This window comes from Amycolatopsis thermophila (assembly GCF_030814215.1).
Lineage (GTDB): Bacteria > Actinomycetota > Actinomycetes > Mycobacteriales > Pseudonocardiaceae > Amycolatopsis_E > Amycolatopsis_E thermophila.
The window spans coordinates 3,091,969-3,109,755 of record NZ_JAUSUT010000001.1 but is presented as its reverse complement, the minus strand read 5'-3'; the positions used below and the strand labels follow the sequence as shown (position 1 = coordinate 3,109,755).

Annotated in this window: 17 protein-coding genes; 8 read left to right on the top strand and 9 right to left on the bottom strand. The window is 71.8% G+C overall.

The genetic code is table 11. From position 1 onward, the window contains the following. Positions 1 to 148 precede the first annotated feature (148 nt). Positions 149 to 1,705 (top strand): beta-N-acetylhexosaminidase, encoded by a 1,557-nt coding sequence (locus tag FB470_RS15500; protein ID WP_306992222.1) that lies wholly within the window; start codon positions 149 to 151, stop codon positions 1,703 to 1,705. Positions 1,706 to 2,717: 1,012 nt separating this feature from the next. Here the strand turns inward: FB470_RS15500 and FB470_RS15495 are convergent. Together FB470_RS15495 and FB470_RS15490 are read right to left on the bottom strand one after the other, a co-directional pair. Then, complete coding sequence (locus FB470_RS15495; protein ID WP_306992220.1) at positions 2,718 to 3,635, bottom strand: RNA polymerase sigma-70 factor; 918 nt, start codon at positions 3,633 to 3,635, stop codon at positions 2,718 to 2,720. Then, the gene (locus tag FB470_RS15490) at positions 3,632 to 4,381 is read right to left on the bottom strand and encodes an SDR family NAD(P)-dependent oxidoreductase (protein WP_306992218.1); all 750 of its coding nucleotides are present in this window, start codon (positions 4,379 to 4,381) and stop codon (positions 3,632 to 3,634) included. Before FB470_RS15490 ends, FB470_RS15495 begins: the two co-directional genes overlap by 4 nt. A 139-nt stretch (positions 4,382 to 4,520) precedes the next feature. Here FB470_RS15490 and FB470_RS15485 point away from each other — a divergent pair, with 139 nt between their 5' ends. The 5 genes from FB470_RS15485 (at position 4,521) to FB470_RS15465 (ending at position 8,699) form a co-directional block, all read left to right on the top strand. After that, complete coding sequence (locus tag FB470_RS15485; protein WP_306992216.1) at positions 4,521 to 5,333, top strand: SGNH/GDSL hydrolase family protein; 813 nt, start codon at positions 4,521 to 4,523, stop codon at positions 5,331 to 5,333. After that, positions 5,303 to 5,872, top strand: a complete 570-nt coding sequence (locus tag FB470_RS15480) for a TetR/AcrR family transcriptional regulator (protein WP_306992214.1) — start codon at positions 5,303 to 5,305, stop codon at positions 5,870 to 5,872. The genes FB470_RS15485 and FB470_RS15480 overlap by 31 nt, the downstream gene beginning before the upstream one ends. Positions 5,873 to 5,928: 56 nt before the next feature. Further along, on the top strand, positions 5,929 to 6,408 hold the full coding sequence (locus FB470_RS15475) for a PH domain-containing protein (RefSeq protein ID WP_306999289.1): 480 nt from the start codon (positions 5,929 to 5,931) through the stop codon (positions 6,406 to 6,408). Further along, a complete protein-coding gene (locus FB470_RS15470) occupies positions 6,405 to 7,850 on the top strand; it encodes a PH domain-containing protein (RefSeq protein ID WP_306992213.1) in 1,446 nt (481 codons plus the stop codon). The genes FB470_RS15475 and FB470_RS15470 overlap by 4 nt, the downstream gene beginning before the upstream one ends. Positions 7,851 to 8,027: 177 nt before the next feature. Continuing rightward, positions 8,028 to 8,699: a DUF2306 domain-containing protein gene (locus tag FB470_RS15465; RefSeq protein WP_306992212.1), complete on the top strand. Its 672-nt coding sequence runs from the start codon at positions 8,028 to 8,030 to the stop codon at positions 8,697 to 8,699. Here FB470_RS15465 and FB470_RS15460 read toward each other — a convergent pair. From FB470_RS15460 to FB470_RS15450, 3 genes are read right to left on the bottom strand one after another with little or no spacing between them, the layout of a single operon-like run. Next, the gene (locus FB470_RS15460; RefSeq protein WP_306992211.1) at positions 8,688 to 9,386 is read right to left on the bottom strand and encodes an alpha/beta fold hydrolase; all 699 of its coding nucleotides are present in this window, start codon (positions 9,384 to 9,386) and stop codon (positions 8,688 to 8,690) included. The genes FB470_RS15465 and FB470_RS15460 overlap by 12 nt on opposite strands. Beyond that, positions 9,286 to 9,624: an epoxide hydrolase N-terminal domain-containing protein gene (locus tag FB470_RS15455; protein ID WP_306992210.1), complete on the bottom strand. Its 339-nt coding sequence runs from the start codon at positions 9,622 to 9,624 to the stop codon at positions 9,286 to 9,288. Before FB470_RS15455 ends, FB470_RS15460 begins: the two co-directional genes overlap by 101 nt. Beyond that, positions 9,621 to 10,055, bottom strand: coding sequence for a MarR family winged helix-turn-helix transcriptional regulator (locus FB470_RS15450; RefSeq protein WP_306992209.1), 435 nt, complete (start codon positions 10,053 to 10,055; stop codon positions 9,621 to 9,623). The genes FB470_RS15455 and FB470_RS15450 overlap by 4 nt, the downstream gene beginning before the upstream one ends. Before the next feature lie 86 nt (positions 10,056 to 10,141). Here FB470_RS15450 and FB470_RS15445 point away from each other — a divergent pair, with 86 nt between their 5' ends. After that, on the top strand, positions 10,142 to 13,309 hold the full coding sequence (locus FB470_RS15445) for a BTAD domain-containing putative transcriptional regulator (protein ID WP_306992208.1): 3,168 nt from the start codon (positions 10,142 to 10,144) through the stop codon (positions 13,307 to 13,309). Here FB470_RS15445 and FB470_RS15440 read toward each other — a convergent pair. Together FB470_RS15440 and FB470_RS15435 are read right to left on the bottom strand one after the other, a co-directional pair. Continuing rightward, positions 13,293 to 14,036 carry an ABC transporter permease gene (locus FB470_RS15440; RefSeq protein WP_306992207.1) on the bottom strand — a complete coding sequence of 248 codons (744 nt, stop codon included), beginning with the start codon at positions 14,034 to 14,036 and terminating at the stop codon, positions 13,293 to 13,295. The two genes, FB470_RS15445 and FB470_RS15440, sit on opposite strands and share 17 nt — an antisense overlap. Further along, entirely contained in the window at positions 14,033 to 14,974 is a 942-nt protein-coding gene (locus FB470_RS15435) for an ATP-binding cassette domain-containing protein (RefSeq protein ID WP_306992206.1), read from the bottom strand. The genes FB470_RS15440 and FB470_RS15435 overlap by 4 nt, the downstream gene beginning before the upstream one ends. A gap of 149 nt (positions 14,975 to 15,123) precedes the next feature. Here FB470_RS15435 and FB470_RS15430 point away from each other — a divergent pair, with 149 nt between their 5' ends. Next, a complete protein-coding gene (locus tag FB470_RS15430) occupies positions 15,124 to 15,954 on the top strand; it encodes a DUF4097 family beta strand repeat-containing protein (protein WP_306992205.1) in 831 nt (276 codons plus the stop codon). A 284-nt stretch (positions 15,955 to 16,238) separates the two neighbouring features. On the opposite strand, the gene FB470_RS15425 is transcribed toward FB470_RS15430, so the two are convergent. Next, positions 16,239 to 16,892, bottom strand: coding sequence for a class I SAM-dependent methyltransferase (locus tag FB470_RS15425; protein WP_306992204.1), 654 nt, complete (start codon positions 16,890 to 16,892; stop codon positions 16,239 to 16,241). Between the two features lie 96 nt (positions 16,893 to 16,988). Beyond that, a complete protein-coding gene (locus FB470_RS15420) occupies positions 16,989 to 17,771 on the bottom strand; it encodes a sulfite exporter TauE/SafE family protein (protein ID WP_306992203.1) in 783 nt (260 codons plus the stop codon). Between the last annotated feature and the right edge of the window lie 16 nt (positions 17,772 to 17,787).

Here is a 17,787-nt window from a genome sequence, read left to right as displayed (position 1 = left end):
GGGAATCGCTACCCGATCGAGTCGAACGAACCGATTCACCCGGCTGGAGCACACCGGTCCGCACCGGCCGCCGGCTGGAGCATTGCGCAGGCCCCGACACTGGTCTATACCTTTAGGGGACCGCTCCCGAACCACCGGAGAGTGCCCCATGCGCAGATTCCTGACCGGCCTGCTCGGTGCCACCGCGCTCGCGCTGACCGCCCTCACCCAACCCGCCGCCGCGAGCCAGCCCGCCACCCGCGCCCTGGCCGACGTGATCCCGGCCCCGGTCTCGGCGAAGGTCGACCCGAAGGCCGACTTCCGCCTGACCCCGTCCACCGCGATCGAAGCCGGCCGCGGCGCCCGGCAGGTCGCCGACTACCTCGCCGGCGTGCTGCGGCCCTCGACCGGTTACCGCCTGCCGGTCGTCGAACGCACCAAGGCGCCCTCGATCGCCCTCGAACTCCGCGCGACCGCCCAGGTCGGCGACCAGGGCTACCAGCTGACCGTCGCCCGTGGCGGCGTCACCCTCCGCGCCAACACCAGCGACGGCCTGTTCGCCGGCGTGCAGACGCTGCGCCAGCTGCTGCCCGCGCGCGTCGAGTCGCAGCGGGTCCAGCGCGGCCCGTGGACCCTCCCCGGCGGCACGATCACCGACTACCCGCGCTTCCCCCACCGCGGCGCGATGCTCGACGTCGCACGGCACTTCTTCTCGGTCGACGAGGTCAAGCGCTACATGGACCAGATCGCCCAGTACAAGATCAACCGCCTGCACCTGCACCTGGCCGACGACCAGGGCTGGCGCATCGAGATCAAGAGCTGGCCGCGCCTGGCCACCTACGGCGGCAGCACCGAGGTCGGCGGCGGCCCGGGCGGCTACTACACGCAGGAGCAGTACACGGACCTGGTCGCCTACGCCGCGTCCCGGCACATCACCGTGATCCCGGAGATCGACATGCCGGGGCACACCAACGCCGCGCTCGCCTCCTACCCGGAGCTGAACTGCGACGGCGTCGCCCCGCCGCTCTACACCGGCATCGAAGTCGGGTTCAGCTCGTTCTGCGTGGACAAGGACATCACCTACAAGTTCCTCGACGACGTGATCGGCGAACTGGCCGCCCTGACACCCGGCGAGTACCTGCACATCGGCGGCGACGAGGCCCATGCGACCACGCCCGAGGACTATCAGAAGTTCACGGGCGAGGTGCTGTCGATCGTCGCCAGGCACGGGAAACTCGCCCAGGGCTGGCACGAGATCGCCAAGGCGAACCCGCCCGTGTCGGCGGTGCCGCAGTTCTGGGACACCGACGGAGTGGACGCCGCCACCGCTGCGGCGGCCGCGGCGGGCAACAAGATCGTGATGTCCCCGGCGAACAAGGCCTACCTCGACATGCAGTACAACGAGAACAGCCCGCTCGGCCTGCACTGGGCCGGGTACGTCGAGGTCGCCGACTCCTACGACTGGGACCCGGCGACGGCCGTCCAGGGCGTCGGTGAGTCGTCGGTCGCGGGCGTCGAGGCGCCGTTGTGGTCGGAGACCCTGACCGACAGCGACGACATCGAGTTCATGGCCTTCCCGCGGCTGCCCGGCATCGCCGAGATCGGGTGGTCCCCGAAGTCGACGCACGACTGGACGGCCTACCGCGAGCGGCTGGCCCAGCAGGCTCCGCGCTGGGAGGCGCAGGGCATCGACTTCTACCGCTCACCACAGGTGGACTGGCCGTAGTACGGATGCGGGCCCGGCGCGTTCCGGCGCTGAGCCCCGCTTAGCCGTTCGTTGCGCACGGTCGGCTTGCCGGGGCGCCGCCTGCGCGTTCGCGACAGGTTGGGGGCCGCGGGTGGCGGTGGCAGCGGTTGCCGTGGTGGCGCCCGGAGGTGCCTGGTACCGGCTGGACGCGGCGATGGTCGGCGAGCGAGCGCGCCGGGCTCCGGATGGCGAGTGCCTGGCGGCGGTTGTCGGGCGCCCGGTTCCGCGCGCCGGATGGCGGGCGCCGGGGGCCGGGTGGGTGCGCCGGATAGCCGGCGCCAGGCATCGGGGGTACCGGATGGTGGGTCCGGGCCCCGGTGCTGCGCGCCAGGCGGCCGATGGCGGGCGGGCGGCAGCGGTGCCAGATGGTGGGGTCAGGCGCGGGCGGGCGCTGCGTACCGGGCGCCGGGGGCGGGTGGGTGCGCCGGGTGTCGGGTGCCAGGTGCCGTACCGGATGGCGGGTCCGGGCGCCGGTGCTACGTGCCAGGTGGCCGCTGGCGGACGGGTGGCAGCGGTGTCGGATGCTCGAGTGCCTGGCGCCCGGTGCCACGTGCCGCGTGCCGCGTGCCGGACGGCGGGTACCGGGCGCCGGGCGGGTGCGCCGGATAGCCGGCGCCAGGCATCGGGGGTACCGGATGGTGGGTCCGGGGGCCGGTGCTGTGTCCCAGGTGGCCGATGGCGGGCGGGCCGCAGCGGTGCCGGATGCTCGGGTGCCGGGCGCGGGGTGCCGCGTGGCGGATGGTGGGTGTTACGCGCGGGCGGGTGCCGGCGGTCGGAGGCCGGAGTTGTCCGGCTTCGCCCCCTGAGGGCGCCGGGGCGCGGCGCACCATGCCCCGACGTCAGGCGAGGCGCGCCGCCGACCACGGCGGCCGCCGTGGTCGGCGTTCCGCAGGGCCGCGCACGGGGGCGCGAGCGGCGCAGGCGCCCAGGTTGCCGACCATGCGCAACGCGAGCGGGGCCCTGGGCAAGTCACCCACGCCGAGCACGCGCCTCAGTCCGCTCGACCCCGCTCGGCTTCCCGCAGCGCTGTCCACGCGTTCGCGACCGGCGCGAGGTGTCCGAGCTTGTCCGGGTTGTTGACCGTGCGGATCGTCTGGATCAGTCCGTCCAGGATGTCGAACGTCCAGATGCTGAGCACCCCGCCATCCCGGTCGCGGAAGATCGCGCCCGGCTGGCCGTTCACCGGGTGCGGCTGCACCTGCGCGGCGATCCGGGCGGACAGCGGCATGAGCGTGCCGAGCACCTCCGCCACCGCCCCGGCGCCGGTGAAACGCTCGGCCCACTGCGGGGCCTTGCCGCCACCGTCGCCGCCCATCTGGACGTCCGCGGCCAGCAACTCGGTCAGCCCGCCGACATCGCCGTTCCGGAACGCGTCGAGGAACCGGCCGGCGAGCTCCTCGCGCTTGACCCGGTCCGCCTCGAACCGGGGACGGCCCGCATCCACGTGCCGGCGTGCCCGCACCGCGAGCTGACGGCATGCCGTCTCCGAGCGCCCCACCGCGGCGGCCACCTCCGGGAAGCCGAAGCCGAACACCTCCCGCAGCACGAACACCGCCCGCTCCAACGGGCTGAGCCGCTCGAGCAGGAGCAGGGCCGCCATCGACAGCGAGTCCGCCAGCTCCGCCGACCGCTGCGGGTCCTGGTACGGATCGGCCAGCAGCGGTTCCGGGAACCACGGCCCGACGTACTCCTCCCGCCGGACGCGAGCCGAGCGCAGCACGTCGATCGCGATGCGGCTGACAGTGGCCGACAGGAACGCCTTGACCGAATCCGGCCGCGTCGGCGAGGCAGCGAAGCGCAGCCACGTTTCCTGCACCGCGTCCTCGGCTTCGCTCACGCTCCCCAGCAGGCGGTAGGCGATGGAGAACAACAACGGCCGCAGCTCCTCGAACTCCTCGGCGTGGTTCACCACGGCACCGGACCGTCCTCGGCGAAGAACCCGCCCGTCGGTCCGTCCGCGCCGAGCGTGGCCAGCCGCACCACGACCGCGGCGCCCTGCGCGACCGTCAGGAAGCCGGTGTGGTTGTTGCTGTCCGTGTCCACGAAGCCGGGGGCGACCGCGTTGACCAGGATCCCGTCCTTGCGCAGCTCGTTGGCGTACTGCACGGTCAGCGCGCACAGGGCCGTTTTGGACGGGCTGTACGCCGCCGACGGCAGCAGCGCCGCGAACGGGCCGTCCGGGTCGCTCGTCAAGGTCAGCGAGGCCGCATGACTGCTGACGTTGACGATCCGCGGCGCCGATGACCTCCGGAGCAGCGGCAGCATCGCGTTGGTCACCGCGATCACGCCGAACACGTTGGTCTCGAACACCGCGCGAACCATGTCCAGGTCGACCGAGCTGGGGATCTGGTCGTGCGCGTCTTGGGGGTCGACCTGCCCGGAACCGGTGATGCCGGCATTGTTGACCAGCACGTCGAGCCGCCCGAACCGCTCCTCGACCTGCCGCGCGGCCCGCTCGACCGTCGCCGGATCGGTGACGTCCAGGGTCACCGCGTGCACGTCGCCGCCCAGCGCCGCGGCCGCCTCCTCGCCGCGCCGGGCATCCCTGGCTCCGATCAGGACGGTCACGCCGAGAGCGGCCAGTTGCGCGGCCACCCCGCGGCCGATCCCCTTGTTCGCCCCGGTGACCAGTGCGATCGTCGGCTGTTCGCTCATCCTCAGCTCCTTGCTCCTGGAGTGCTCGGAATCCGAGACGAGACAGCCGGTCCGCCTGTGACATCCGGCGTTGTAGACACCGTCTACAAATCTTGGTAGACAGTGTCTACAAGGTGAACGGCAGATGTCGAGGTGCTGAATGGGTTACCAGCGGTTCGTCGTCGTCGGCGACAGTTGCGCGGAAGGACTGCACGACCCCTACCCCGGGACCGACGTCTACCGGGGCTGGGCGGACCTGACCGCCGCCACCCTGGCCACGAAGGACCCGGCGTTCCGCTACGCCAACCTGGCCGTGCGGGGACGGCGCCTGGACCAGATCATCGTCGAGCAGATCCCGGCCGCGCTGGACCTCCAGCCGGACCTGGTGGCCCTCTTCGGGGGAGCCAACGACGTCCTGACCCGCACGTACCGCGACGAGGTCGTGGCGAAGCGGGTGGACGCGGCCATCCGGATGCTCACCCGCGGCACGCCGACCGTCGTGGTGTTCACCCTCAGCGACGTCTCCGGCCGGGTGCCGGGACTGTTGCGCATCCGGCACCGGCTGGAGGCGCTCAACGAGGCGATCCACACGTCCGCGGCCCGGTACGGCGCGCAGGTGGTCGACCTGTGGGGCGAGGAGGCCGTGCACGACCTGCGCTACTTCGGCCCGGACCGCCTGCACCTGTCCGAGTACGGCCACCGCAGGCTCGCCGCGCACCTGCTGGCCCAGCTGGGCGTCGACCACGAGCCGGCGTGGCTCGAACCGCTGCCCGGCGAGCCGCTGCGGCCCGGGTTGCGCGCCCACGCCGCCTGGGTGTGGCGGGAGGTCCTGCCGGTGATGGTGACCCGCACGCGCAACTGGTTCACCGGCCGGTCCCCCGGCGACGGTTTCGCACCGAAGCGCCCCGATCTGCTGCCCGTCATCGCCGACGAGTTGGCCTCGTGGACAACGACAATCCCCGGCAGCGCCTGATCCGCAGCGCCGTCGCGGTGCTCACCAGCGAGGGTGTCGAAGCGGTCACCCTCCGCCGGATCGCGCGCGAGGCCGGGGTCTCACACGGCGCGCCCCTGCGGCACTTCACCGGTCGGGCCGAACTGCTCGCGGCGGTGGCCGCCTCCGGATTCGCGGAGCTGCGGCGGCGCGCCGCGGACCTCCCCGACACCGGTCCGCAGCAACGCCTGCTCACCGCGTGCCGGCGCTACCTCGACTTCGCGCTGGAGAACCCGGCGATGTTCGAGCTGATGTTCCGGACCGACCTGATCGACGTGCGCGAGCCCGAGCTGGCCCGCCTCAGCGACGCGGTGTTCGAGCAGTTCCTGGCCCTCGTGACGCGGGCGCAGGCCGGTGGCTGGCGCCGCGGCACGGCGTCCCGGCCACTGGCGGCTTCGCTGTGGGCGGCGCTGCACGGCCTCGCGGCCCTGTGGTCGCGCGGCGGTCTGCCGTCGGCGGCGGAGTCCCCGGACGTGGAGCACACACTGGCCGTCACGCTCAACACCTACCTGCGGCCCTGAGCCGCCGGGACCGCCCGGCGGCCACCGTGACCTGGCAAAGTGGTGACGTGAACCCCGTGGTGGATCTGCGCCCGCCGGCCAACCTCGTCAGCCGCAAGGCGGTGCTGTTCTGGACCGCGCGTGCCGCGATCGGATGGGTCGTCGTGCTCGCCGGTGAGGGCCTGTGGCTGGGGCTGACCGGCTGGGTCCCGCTCGTCGTCGTGCTGGTGGTGACCGCGGTGCTGGCGATCGCGCACCTGGTCGTCATGCCGCAGTGGCGGTTCCGCGTGCACCGCTGGGAGACCACGGCGCAGGTGGTCTACACCCAGTCCGGCTGGATCAACCAGGAACGCCGGATCGCGCCGGTGTCCCGGATCCAGACGGTCGACACCGAGCGCGGCCCCCTGGAGCGGCTGTTCGGGCTGGCCAACCTGACGGTCACGACGGCGTCGGCGCGCGGCCCGGTGCAGATCCACGGCCTGGACTACGACGTCGCCCAGCGGCTGACCCAGGAGCTGGCCACCAACACGCAGGACACCCCGGGGGACGCGACGTGAGCGACGAGTGGAACCGGCTGAGCGCGCGGATGCTCGCGGTCCACCCGGTTCAGGAGGTCGTGCGGCTGCTGCCGGTGCTGATCGGGGTGCTGTTCATCGGCCGCGGCGGCCAGGGCCAGATCTGGAGCCTCGTCGGACTGGGGCTGGCGATCGCGGCCGGGTTGCTGCGCTGGTTCACCACGACTTACCAGATCACCGGCGACCACGTCCGCGTGCGGCGCGGGCTGCTCAGCCGCAAGGAACTGTCCGTGCCGCGGGACCGGATCCGCACCGTCGACCTGACTTCGCGCCCGCTGCAACGGATCCTGGGCCTGAGCCGGGTGGTGATCGGCACCGGGCGGGCGGACCGGATGGGCTCGGAGGGCGTCACCCTGGACGCGCTGGCCACCGCGGATGCCGCGAGGCTGCGCGAAGAACTGCTGCACCGCCGCACCGAGCACGCCGAGGGCCTGGTCGACGTGCTGGCCGAACTGCAGCCGTCGTGGGTGCGGTTCGGGCCGTTCACGCTGTCCGGGATCGCCGCGATCGGTGTCGTGGTGGGGTCGCTGGCGAACCTGTTGAACGAGGTGCGGCTCGACGAGGACGACTTCGGCATGGTGGAGTCCTTCCTCGGGCGGATGGCGTCGGCACCGGTGTGGGTGCTGGTGATCGGGTTGCTGGTGCTGACCGTGGTGCTGGTGTCGGTGCTGTCGGTCATCGCCTACGTCCTCGCGTTCTGGAACTTCCGGCTGGCCCGCGGCGAGGGCGTGCTGCGGGTGACTCGCGGGCTGCTGACCACGCGCCAAACCACGATCGAACTGCGCCGCCTGCGGGGTGCGGAGATCAGCGAACCGCTGTTGCTGCGCGCCGCCCGCGGCGCCCGCTGCTCGGCGATCACGACCGGACTGCGCGGTGAGCACAGCAGTTCGGTGCTGCTGCCGCCGGCGCCCCGCGCGGTCGCGCACCGCGTGGCGAGCGATGTTCTCGGGGACGCCGCGGTGGTTTCGGAGGAGCTGACCGGACACGGCTCGCGGGCGCACCTCCGGCGCCACACGAGGGCGCTGTTGTTCGCGGCGGCCGTGACCGGCCTGCTGGCGGTGTTGTGGTGGCTCGCGGACTGGCCGGCCTGGCCGTGGCAGGTCGCGCTGGTGCTGTTCCCGGCCGGTGCGCTGCTGGCCGAGGACCGCTACCGCAACCTCGGGCACGCCCTGACGAACGGGAAGGTGGTGTTCCGGTCCGGCAGCCTGATCCGGCGGCGGCAGGTGCTGTCGACCGAGGGCGTGATCGGCTGGGTGTTCCACCGGTCGTTCTTCCAGCGGCGCGCCGGGCTGCTGTCACTGACGGCGACCACGGCCGCGGGCCGGCAGCACTACACGGGCATCGACGTCCCCGCGGCGGAAGCGATCGCGCTCACCGACGCCGCGGAACCCGGGCTGCTGGAGCCGTTCCTGATCCGGCGCTGATCGGGCACCGAGGCGATCGAGTACGTCCGCAGCGAGCCGGTGCTGCCGTTCGTCGCGCGCGATCCGGGACGACGACGTCACCCCCGGACGCCCACGCGTTCAGGTAGGGACAACCCGACCTCGAAGGAGGCGGTGGACCGCAGTGATCCGGATGCCCGAACGGCGAAGACTTCCGGTATGGCTACCTCGACGCGGATCCGCCCGCCGCTCGTCGGACTCGGGCTCGTCATCGTTGCTTTCCTCGCCTACGCACTGCCGCCGTACCTCGGGCTGGACCCGGCGCAGTCGCGCGTTCCGGCCCGGTCCGGGCTGCACTACGCGCTGCTGGTGACGCACATCCTGCTGGGCAGCGTCGTCCTGGTGACCGCGGTGCTGCAGCTGTGGCCGTGGCTGCGACGGAAACACCCCGCGGTGCACCGGTGGAGCGGACGGGTCTACGTGGCCGCGGCGATCCCGGCCGGGCTCGCGGCGCTCGTCGTGGCTCCGATGGGCGCCTTCGGCATGAACCAGCGCGCCGCGAACACGGTGCTGGCCGTGTTGTGGCTCGCCACCACGGCGACGGGCTACGTCATGGCGCGACGGCGGCGTTTCCCCCAGCACCGCGAGTGGATGGTCCGCAGCTTCGCCCTGTGCTTCTCGATCGTGGTGAACCGCCTGTGGACCGCGGTGTGCGTGTCCGCCCTCGTCCCCGACACGAACGACACCGCCGCGCTGGAGCAGGCGATCGGAGTCGGGTCGTGGATGAGCTGGCTGGTGAACCTCCTGATCGCGGAGTGGTGGCTGCAGCACACGCGGTACCGCCGCCAGGAGAAGCGCGTGTCCGCGAAGGAGATGGCGTCAGTCGCGTGAGGCCCGCGCGATCCGGAAAGTGCGGCGCAGATCCTCGACCCACTCGCCGGGGATCTCCCACGGGATGAAGTGCCCGCCGCGCTCGTGCGCCCGCACGTTCACCCGGTTGTACCAGCGCGCGCGATCGCTCTCCCGGAAGTGCCGCACCCGTGCCTCGGGCGTCAACACTCCCGGCGGGTTCTCGTGCCCCACCAGCGTGAGCCCCGTCGGCGCTTCGACCACCGGCCACCGGTCGTGCGAGGGGCGCCACGAGTACCGGACGTTGTTGGCGTAGGTCCGGATCGAGCTGCCGATGGTGTTGGTCGTCCAGTAGATCATCGCATGGGTCAGCAGTTCGTCCTTGCTGTACACGGTTTCCGCGGCGCTCCACTTGAGCCACCGCTGCAGGATCCAGGCGAGCTGGCCGGCGACCAGCGCACCGACATCGCACCCGCCGACCGCGTACTTTTCGAACCCCAGCACCTCGGTCACCAGCGTGTGCCACAGGTCGGCGATCTTCCCGAAGTTCAGGTCCGCCCGCCGCAACGGCGACGAGAACCCGAACCCGGGCAGCGACGGCACGATCACGTCGAACGCCTCGGCCGGATCACCGCCCGTGGGACCGGGGCCGGCGAGCGGGTCGACGACCTTCGACCAGTGCCAGAAGGTCCACGGCCAGCCGTGGACGCACCGGTGACGGCCCGGCACCCGCGCGGCGCATGTAGTGCACCGGAACCCCGCCCACCTCGACGTGGTGGTGCTCGTAGGCGCTGATCTCCGCTTCGGCACGCCGCCAGTCGTAGCCGTCCAGCCAGTACTCGACGAGATCCTGCACGACCACGCGGTTGACCCCGTAGTAGGAGTCGTTGCCCGCGTCGTCGGGCCACCGGGTCAGTTCCAGGCGTCTGCGGAGATCGTCCAGCACCTCGTCGGACGCGTGGATCACGGCTGGTTCCCTTCGCTGAGTTCGACGAGCCGCGCCAGGGCGGGCAGCGCCGCGGCGATGGCCCGCCGGTCCGCGGGCGACAGCGCGGCCGCGAATCGTTCGAGGTGCTCGACGCGTTCCGCGCGGCGTCCGTCCACAATGGCCGCGCCGGCCGGGGTGACGTGCACGAGGACGGCCCGCCCGTCCGACGGGTCCGGGCGCCGCTCGACCAGGCCCTGGCGTTCCAGCTTCGTGACCATCTGCGTGACCGCGGACTGCGTGACCTGCTCGTCGGCGGTCAGCTCGCCGAGCCGCTTCGGGCCTCTCGTGGTGAGGGTGTGCAGCACCGAGAGAGTCGTGCAGCTCAACCGCTGCTGCACGGGCAGGCGGATGTTCATCCGCGTGAAGCGCTCCATGACCGCGGTCAGCTCCGCGACGTCCAGCTCGGGCACGACCCAGTTATATCAGAAACTTAAATAAGTTCCTAATGCTTTGCGCGACCGGAGATCTGTCGGTGTCCCGTGGCAGAATCGGCCGCGTGCAGATCGGGATGCTGGGGCCCTTCGAAGTTCGCGTGGACGGCGGCGCCTTCGCCGACGTGCCGGGCGCGCGGCTGCGCGGGCTGCTGATCGCCCTCGCGCTCGAACCGGGCCGCGTGGTCCCCAAGACGACGCTCGTCGACTGGATCTGGGGCGAACAGCCGCCGGCCGACGCCGCGAACGCCTTGCAGCGCTTGGTTTCCCGGCTGCGCAAGGTGCTGCCGGAAGGTGCGGTCGAGGGGCTGACCGACGGCTACCGGCTCAAGGTGGAGCCCGACGCCGTCGACGCCGTGCGGTTCGAGCGTCTCCTCACGCAGGCCCGCAGCGACGACGAACCACGGCGGCTGCCACGGCTGCGCGAAGCCCTCGCGTTGTGGCGCGGCGCGGCCATGCAGGACGTCGGTCTGCCGGAGAGCGGGGCGTTCGACGCGGCGGTCACCCGGCTCGAGGGGCTCCGCCTGACCGCGCTGGAGGACCGGTTCGACGCGGAGGTCGCCCTCGGCCACGCCGCGGACGTGGTGACGGAACTGACCGACCTGGTCGCCGCTCACCCGGTGCGGGAACGGCTCGTCATCGCGTTGATGCGCGCCCTCGTCGCGACGGGCCGCGACACCGACGCCCTGCTCGTGTACGAACGCACGCGGGAAACCCTGGCCGATTCGCTGGGCGTCGACCCGTCACCGGAACTGTCCGAACTGCACGTCGCGCTGTTGCGGGGCGAGCTGGGACGGCGCGAGGAGAAGCGGCAGACCAACCTGCGGGCCGAGCTGACCAGCTACGTCGGCAAGGACGCCGATGTCGCGGCGGTCCGTGAACTCGTCACCGAGCACCGCCTCACGACCCTGATCGGGCCGGGCGGCGCGGGGAAGACCAGGCTGGCCACGGAAACCGCGCGCGCGGTGCTGGACGACCTGCCCGACGGCGCCTGGTTCGTCGAACTCGCGCCGGTCGGCGCCGACGGTGACAAGGCGGACGCGAACAAGATCGCGCACGCGACGCTCGCGGCGCTGAGGCTGCGGGACGCGCTGCTCGGCGACGCACCGGACGCGGAGCCGGTGGACCGGGTCGTCGCCGCGATCCGCGAGCAGACGATGGTGCTGGTGCTGGACAACTGCGAGCACGTGATCGAGTCCGCGGCCACCTTCGCCCACAGGGTGCTCGGCGAGTGCCGCCGGCTGCGGATCCTCGCGACGAGCCGGGAACCGCTCGGCATCACCGGTGAGGCGCTGTGGCCGGTCGCCCCGCTGGCCCTGCCCGGGGAAGACGCCGCGCCGGGCGAGATCGCGTCCTCGCCGGCCGTCCAGCTGCTGCGGGACCGGGCGGGTGCGGTCCGCAAGGACCTGGTGACCGACGCCCGCGCGTTGCCGACGGTGGCGCGCATCTGCCGGGCGCTGGACGGCATGCCGCTGGCGATCGAACTCGCCGCGGCCAGGTTGCGCACCATGACGCTCGACCAGCTCGCCGACCGGCTCGACGACCGGTTCCGCCTGCTGACCGGCGGCAGCCGCACCGCGCTGCCGCGGCACAAGACCCTGCGCGCGGTGATCGACTGGAGCTGGGAACTGCTCGGCGAGCCCGAACGGACGGTCCTGCGCCGGCTCTCGGTGTTCTCCGGCGGGGCGAGCCTGGAAGCGGCCGAGCAGGTGTGCGCCGGCACGGGGGACGCGGCGGCCGAGGCGTGGGAGGTGCTCGACCTGCTGACGGCGTTGACCGAGAAGTCGCTGGTGGTCGTCGAGGGCGAGAGCGCGCCCCGCTACCGGATGCTCGGCACCATCAAGGAGTACGCCGAGCAGCGGCTCGCGGAGGCGGGGGAATCGGACCTGGCGCGCCGGGCGCATCTGGCGTACTTCACCGAGCTCGCCGAAACCGCGGACCCGTACCTTCGCCGCGCCGAGCAGCTGGAGTGGCTGGCCACGCTCGAGGCCGAGCACGACAACATCGCCGCCGCGATGCGCGGTGCGCTCGCCGCCGGCGAGGCGGACGCGGCGATGCGGCTGGCCGCCGCCTCCGGCTGGTACTGGTGGCTCGCCGGGCACAAGGCGGAGGGAAACGAGCTGATCATGGCGGCCGCGACCATGCCCGGCGAGGTGGCCGAGGAGATCCGCGGGCTGGTGTACGCGTTCGTCACGGGGTTCCTGACCTCCGGGCGCGGCAGCGACCAGTACCAGGCGCAGGAGTGGATCCACAAGGCGTACGAGATCAGCCGGCGGGTCGAGAGCCCGCACCCGGCGCTGAAGTTCGCCCCGGCGCTGGAGAACCTGTTGCAGGGGCCCGACGCGTCCCTGACCGCCTTCGAACCGATGATCGCCGACGAGGACCCCTGGGTGCGCGCCCTGGCCCGGCTGCATCTCGGCAAGACGCGTATCCAGCTCGGCCACGGCGGCCGGGATGCCGACGCCTACCTCGAGACGGCGCTCACCGAGTTCCGCGCCCTCGGGGAACGGTGGGGGATTTCGTTCGCCCTGACCGAACTGGCCGAGCGGATCGCCGTGCGCGGCGAGTTCGCCGGCGCCTGCGAGCACTACGAGCAGGCGATAGCGGTCGTCACCGAGGTGGGTGCCATCGAGGACGTCGTGCGGATGCGGTCACGGCAGGCCCAGCTGTACTGGCTGTCGGGCGCTCCGGAGTCGGCGACCGCCGCCATGTCCGAGGCTCAGCGGTACGCGGAACGGGTGGCGTGGCCGGAGTCGCTCGCCGAACTGGCGCTGGCGAGAGCGGAGCTCGCGCGCTGGAGCGGCGACGCCGAACAGGCGCACCACCACCTCGAGGTCGCGACGGCGATGATGGGCGAGGACGCCGACCGGCCGCACATCCGCGCGGTACGACACGACCTGCTCGCCTACCTGAGCGAGGATTTCGACGAGGCCCGGGCACACCGCGCGGAGGCCGTCGAGGCGGCTGCCGAGTCGGGGCATCCGCTGGTGATCGCCCAGGTGCTCGTCGGAGTCGCGGACCTGGCGCTACGCCGCGACCAGTACGACCAGGCGGCGCGGCTGCTCGCGGCCGGCACGGGTGTGCGCGGGCTGCCGGACCGGTCCCATCCCGACGCGGCCAGGATCGAGCGGACGACGCGAAGTCGCCTCGGTGACGCGGGGTTCACCGAGGCGACTGGCGAGGGGGCGGCGGCGAGCTGGCGCGAGCTGGTCGCGGTCACGCTCGCTTCTTGAACGTGGACGACGCCCACAGGTAGCCGACTAGCGCGATCCCGGCGCACCAGGCGAGCGCGGCGACCACGTCGCCGGTGGCCGGACCACCGTTGAGCAGCCCGCGCAGGGTTTCGATGATCGGCGTGAAGGGCTGGTACTCCGCGAACTCGCGCAGGCCCGGCCCCATCTTGTCCGCCGGCACGATCGCGCTGCTGAAGAACGGGAGCATGACCAGCGGCACCGCCGCCATCCCCGCCGTTTCCACCGACTTCGCCGCCAGTCCCAGCGCGACGGTCAACCAGCCGGCAGCGACACCGAGCAGCACGACCACGCCGAGGACCCCGAGCCAGTCGAGGAAATCCGCCTGCGGGCTGAATCCCAGCAGGAAGGCCACCCCGACGAGCGCCGCGATGGCGAGCAGGTTGGTCAGCACGCTGGCGATGACGTGCCCGTTGAGCACCGCGCTGCGGGAAACGTCCATGACCTTGAAGCGGTTGATGATGCCCTTGGTCATGTCGGAGTTCACCGACGTCGCCACGCCGCCCAGTCCGTAGCAGATGGCCAGCAGCATCAGGCCGGGCGTGGCGTAGTCGACGTAGTCGACCCCGACGCTGAACGCGCCGCCGAGCATGTACACGAACATCACCATGACCACGATCGGCATGAGCACGGCGTTGAACACGGTGACCGGGTTGCGGGCGATGTGCTTGAAGTTGCGGCGCAACATCACGAGCGACTGGGACTTCATTTCGCGGCAACCTCCGTGGTGCGGCCCGTGAGGGCGAGGAAAACGTCGTCGAGGTCCGGTGTGTGCACCGTGAACCCCTCTGCCTTGAGCGAGTGCTCGTCGAGCGTGTCCAGCAGCGCTCGCAACGAATCCGTTCCGCCGTCGCCGGGCACCCGGAGGCTCAGCGCGTCATCGTCCCGTGTGGACCCGGCGAAGATCCGGGCGGCGACGTCGAGCTCCGCGCCGGTGGCGAACCGGAGCCGGACGTGGGTGCCGGGGAGACGCCGCTTGAGCTCGTCGGGCGTGCCCTCGGCGACGAGGCGGCCCTGGTCGAGCACCGCGACGCGGTCGGCCAGCTGGTCGGCTTCTTCGAGGTACTGGGTGGTGAGGAAGATGGTCACGCCGTCGGCCACGAGGTCGCGGATGATCGACCACATCGTGCGGCGGCTGCGCGGGTCCAGACCGGTCGTCGGCTCGTCCAGGAAGATGATCCGCGGGTTGCCGACGAGCGTCATGGCCAGGTCGAGCTTCCGGCGCATGCCGCCGGAGTAGGTCGACGCGGGCTTCCGCGCCGCCTCGACGAGGTCGAAGCGGTCCAGCAGCTCGGTGACGACCCGCTGGCCGTCCTTGGCGGGAACCCGGTTGAGGTCCACCATCAGCTGCAGGTTCTCCTGCCCCGTCAGCAGCTCGTCCACCGCCGCGAACTGGCCGGTGACACCGATCGCCGCGCGCACCGCCTTGGCCTCGGTGGCGATGTCGTGCCCCGCGACGCGGACCGTCCCACCGTCGGCCTTCGACAACGTGGTCAGCACGTTCACCGTCGTGGTCTTGCCGGCGCCGTTCGGCCCGAGCAGGGAGAAGACCGTTCCCGCGCGGACGTTCAGATCGATGCCGTCGAGCACGACCTTGTCTTGGTAGGACTTCCGGAGTCCGGAAGCCGTGATCGCGAAATCCGTCATGCCGACACTGTCTTCGGCAGCTCTGACACGGGGCAGTCACCGGGCTGACACGGCTGCCGTGGCGGTGTTGGGCACAGTGGCTGCCGGGTGTCAGGCACGTGGGCGATCGTCGTCGGCATCAGCAGTTCGACTCCTCGGGAGGTACCGCGATGCCCACCTTCGACACGCCTCGGCCGATCTCGGCGACCGTCGACATCATCTTCGGCGACGTCCGGTTCCGGGCCGGCGACCGCACCGACACCGTGGTCGAGGTCCGCCCGGCCGATCCGTCCTGGGAGCTGGACGTCAAGGCCGCCGAGCAGGCCGTCGTGTCGTTCGCCGACGGGAAGCTGCTGGTGCGGCACCCCAAGCTGCGCACGGTGTTCAGCAGCAAGTACGGCTCGGTCGAGGTGCTGGTGGAGCTGCCGGCCGGTTCGGACGTGCGGGGCGACACGGCGAACGGTGACTGTGTGGTCGAGGGCGTGGTCGGCTCGTGCCGGCTGAAGACGCCGACCGGGGACATCCGGGTGGAGCGGGCGGCCGATGTGCGGTTGAAGACCACCGGCGGCACGGTGGTCGTGGACGACGTGACCGGTCAGGCCGACGTCAGCGGCAACGGGGACATCCGGATCGGCCGGGTCGGCGGCGGGGCGGTGGTGAAGAACATCGGCCGGGACAGCTGGATCGGCGAGGTCGCCGGTGATCTCCAGGTGGACGCGATCAACGGGGACATCACGGTCGGCGTGGCGCGTGCCGGTGTCGACGCCAGGACGGCGAACGGCGCCATCCGGGTCGGCGAGCTCGGCAGCGGCCCGGCCGACCTGTACACCGCTACCGGCGGGGTCGCGGTCGGGGCCCCCGGGGGCTCCGCGATCGAGCTGGACGCGCACACCTCAGCCGGGCGAGTCCGCAACACGGTGACGGCGCCTTCGCACCCCGCGCGAACGATCAAGGTGCGAGCCCGCAGCCACGGCGGCGACATCACGATCCACCCCGCCTGACCCCCCACCGTGACCACGTGGTTGCGGCCGTCGTGCGCGTCCCACCGCGCCGCGGTGCGACTTCCGAAAGATGTGCAGGATCCTGACCCGCACCACGACGTGAACCAGACCGATCACGACAAGGAACGTCCCAGACTCGAAAGTGCAGAGCACACCGCCGGAGACCGAGATCCTCCTGTACCACGACAGGCGTCGACGCGGTCCGAGGGATAGGCAGTTGCGTCCAGCCCGATACCGGCACGCGTCGGCTCCGCGGATTCCGCGCCATTGCGCGGGAAACCGGCTCAGCGCTTGATCTGGGTGACGCGCCAGAGGCGTCGCGGCAGTTCGCCTTCTTCGAAGGCGTGCACCTCGCGCAGCTCCCACCCTCGCGCAAGCGAGCTGACGAGCTCGTCGTCGAAGAAGTGCACGGCGAACCCGCCCTGCTCGTAGATGCCGTCGCCGTGGGCCGTTCCCGTGCCGAAGTGGTCGTCGCCGGTGTGGCGCGCGGTGTAGACGAACGCACCGCCCGGCCGCAGCACGCGTCCGACCTCGCGGACCACCGTGTGGATCTCGTCGGTGGACAGCGCCATGCACAGCAGCATGTGCGCGAACACGGCGTCCACACTGCGCTCGGGCATCGGGATCGGGTCGCGGACGTCGTGCACCAGCGTGGTCACGTTCTCCGCCACTCCCTCGCGCTCCGCGCGCCTTCGCAACTGCTCGATCCCGGTCGAGCTGAAATCGGCGGCGTGCACGTGGAAGCCCCGTTCTGCGAAGAACAGCGCATCCCTGCCATGGCCGGCTCCGAGTTCGAGCACCGTGCGCGCCTGCTCGGCGCGGAACAGCTCCGCCGCGCTGCGGCACGGCTCGGAGGGCTGGTCGCCGTACATGTACGGCGCGGACCGGTAGACCGACTGCCAGTGCTCCTGCTGGGCACGGCCGAGATCAGTGGACATGACGAACCTTCCACATCGGACCGCCGCGGTCGGGGCGGGCGTTGCTTTGCAGGGCTGTCAGCGGCCGAACGTGCCGTTTCCTTCCGTCCACCGGGATCAGCCCAGGGCCGAGGGGTTGACGAGCGCGGCCGCGGCGACGAAGACCGCCACGGCCAGTACCACGTAGGAGAACCACCGGCGCACCGTCGCAGGATTCAGCCGCGTCGAGACCGCGGCGGCCACTGTGGACACCAGCAGCGCCCCGCCGGCGAACAGCAGCAGCACCCGGTAGTCGATCTCGGCCGCCGCGCCCCAGTGGGCGGCGAATCCGGCCACCGCGTTGATAAGCACCACGACCAGGGAGGTCGCCACCGCCTCCTGCGCTCCCAGCCCGAGGAGCAGGGCCAGGACCGGAACGACAACGAAACCGCCGCCGACCCCGAACAGCCCGGTGAGCACACCGACGAACGCCCCGGCGAGCACGGCCTTGGGCAGACAGCTGCGCCAACGGATCCCGCCGTCGCGCGTGCGGCACGCCCCGGTCGGGTTGTCGCCACCGCGCAACATCCGCACCGCCACGACGACCATGAGCACCGCGAAGGCCAGCAGCAGCCAGTTCTGCGGGAACAGCCGCCCGAGCGCCGTCCCACCGAAGGCGGCGGGAACGCCCGCGGCGCCGAAGACCAGCGACACGGGCCACCGCACCGCTCGGCGCCGCTCGCGCGGAACGAGCCCGCCGAGCGACGAGAGCGCGACCACGACCAGCGAGGTGGGGATCGCCGCCTGCAGCGGCTGCCCCACGCCGTACACGAGGGCCGGAACGGCCAGGATCGACCCGCCCGCGCCGAGCAGCCCCAGCACGAGGCCGATCACGGCGCCGAAGACCACGGCCAAGTACACGAAAACCACCTATCCC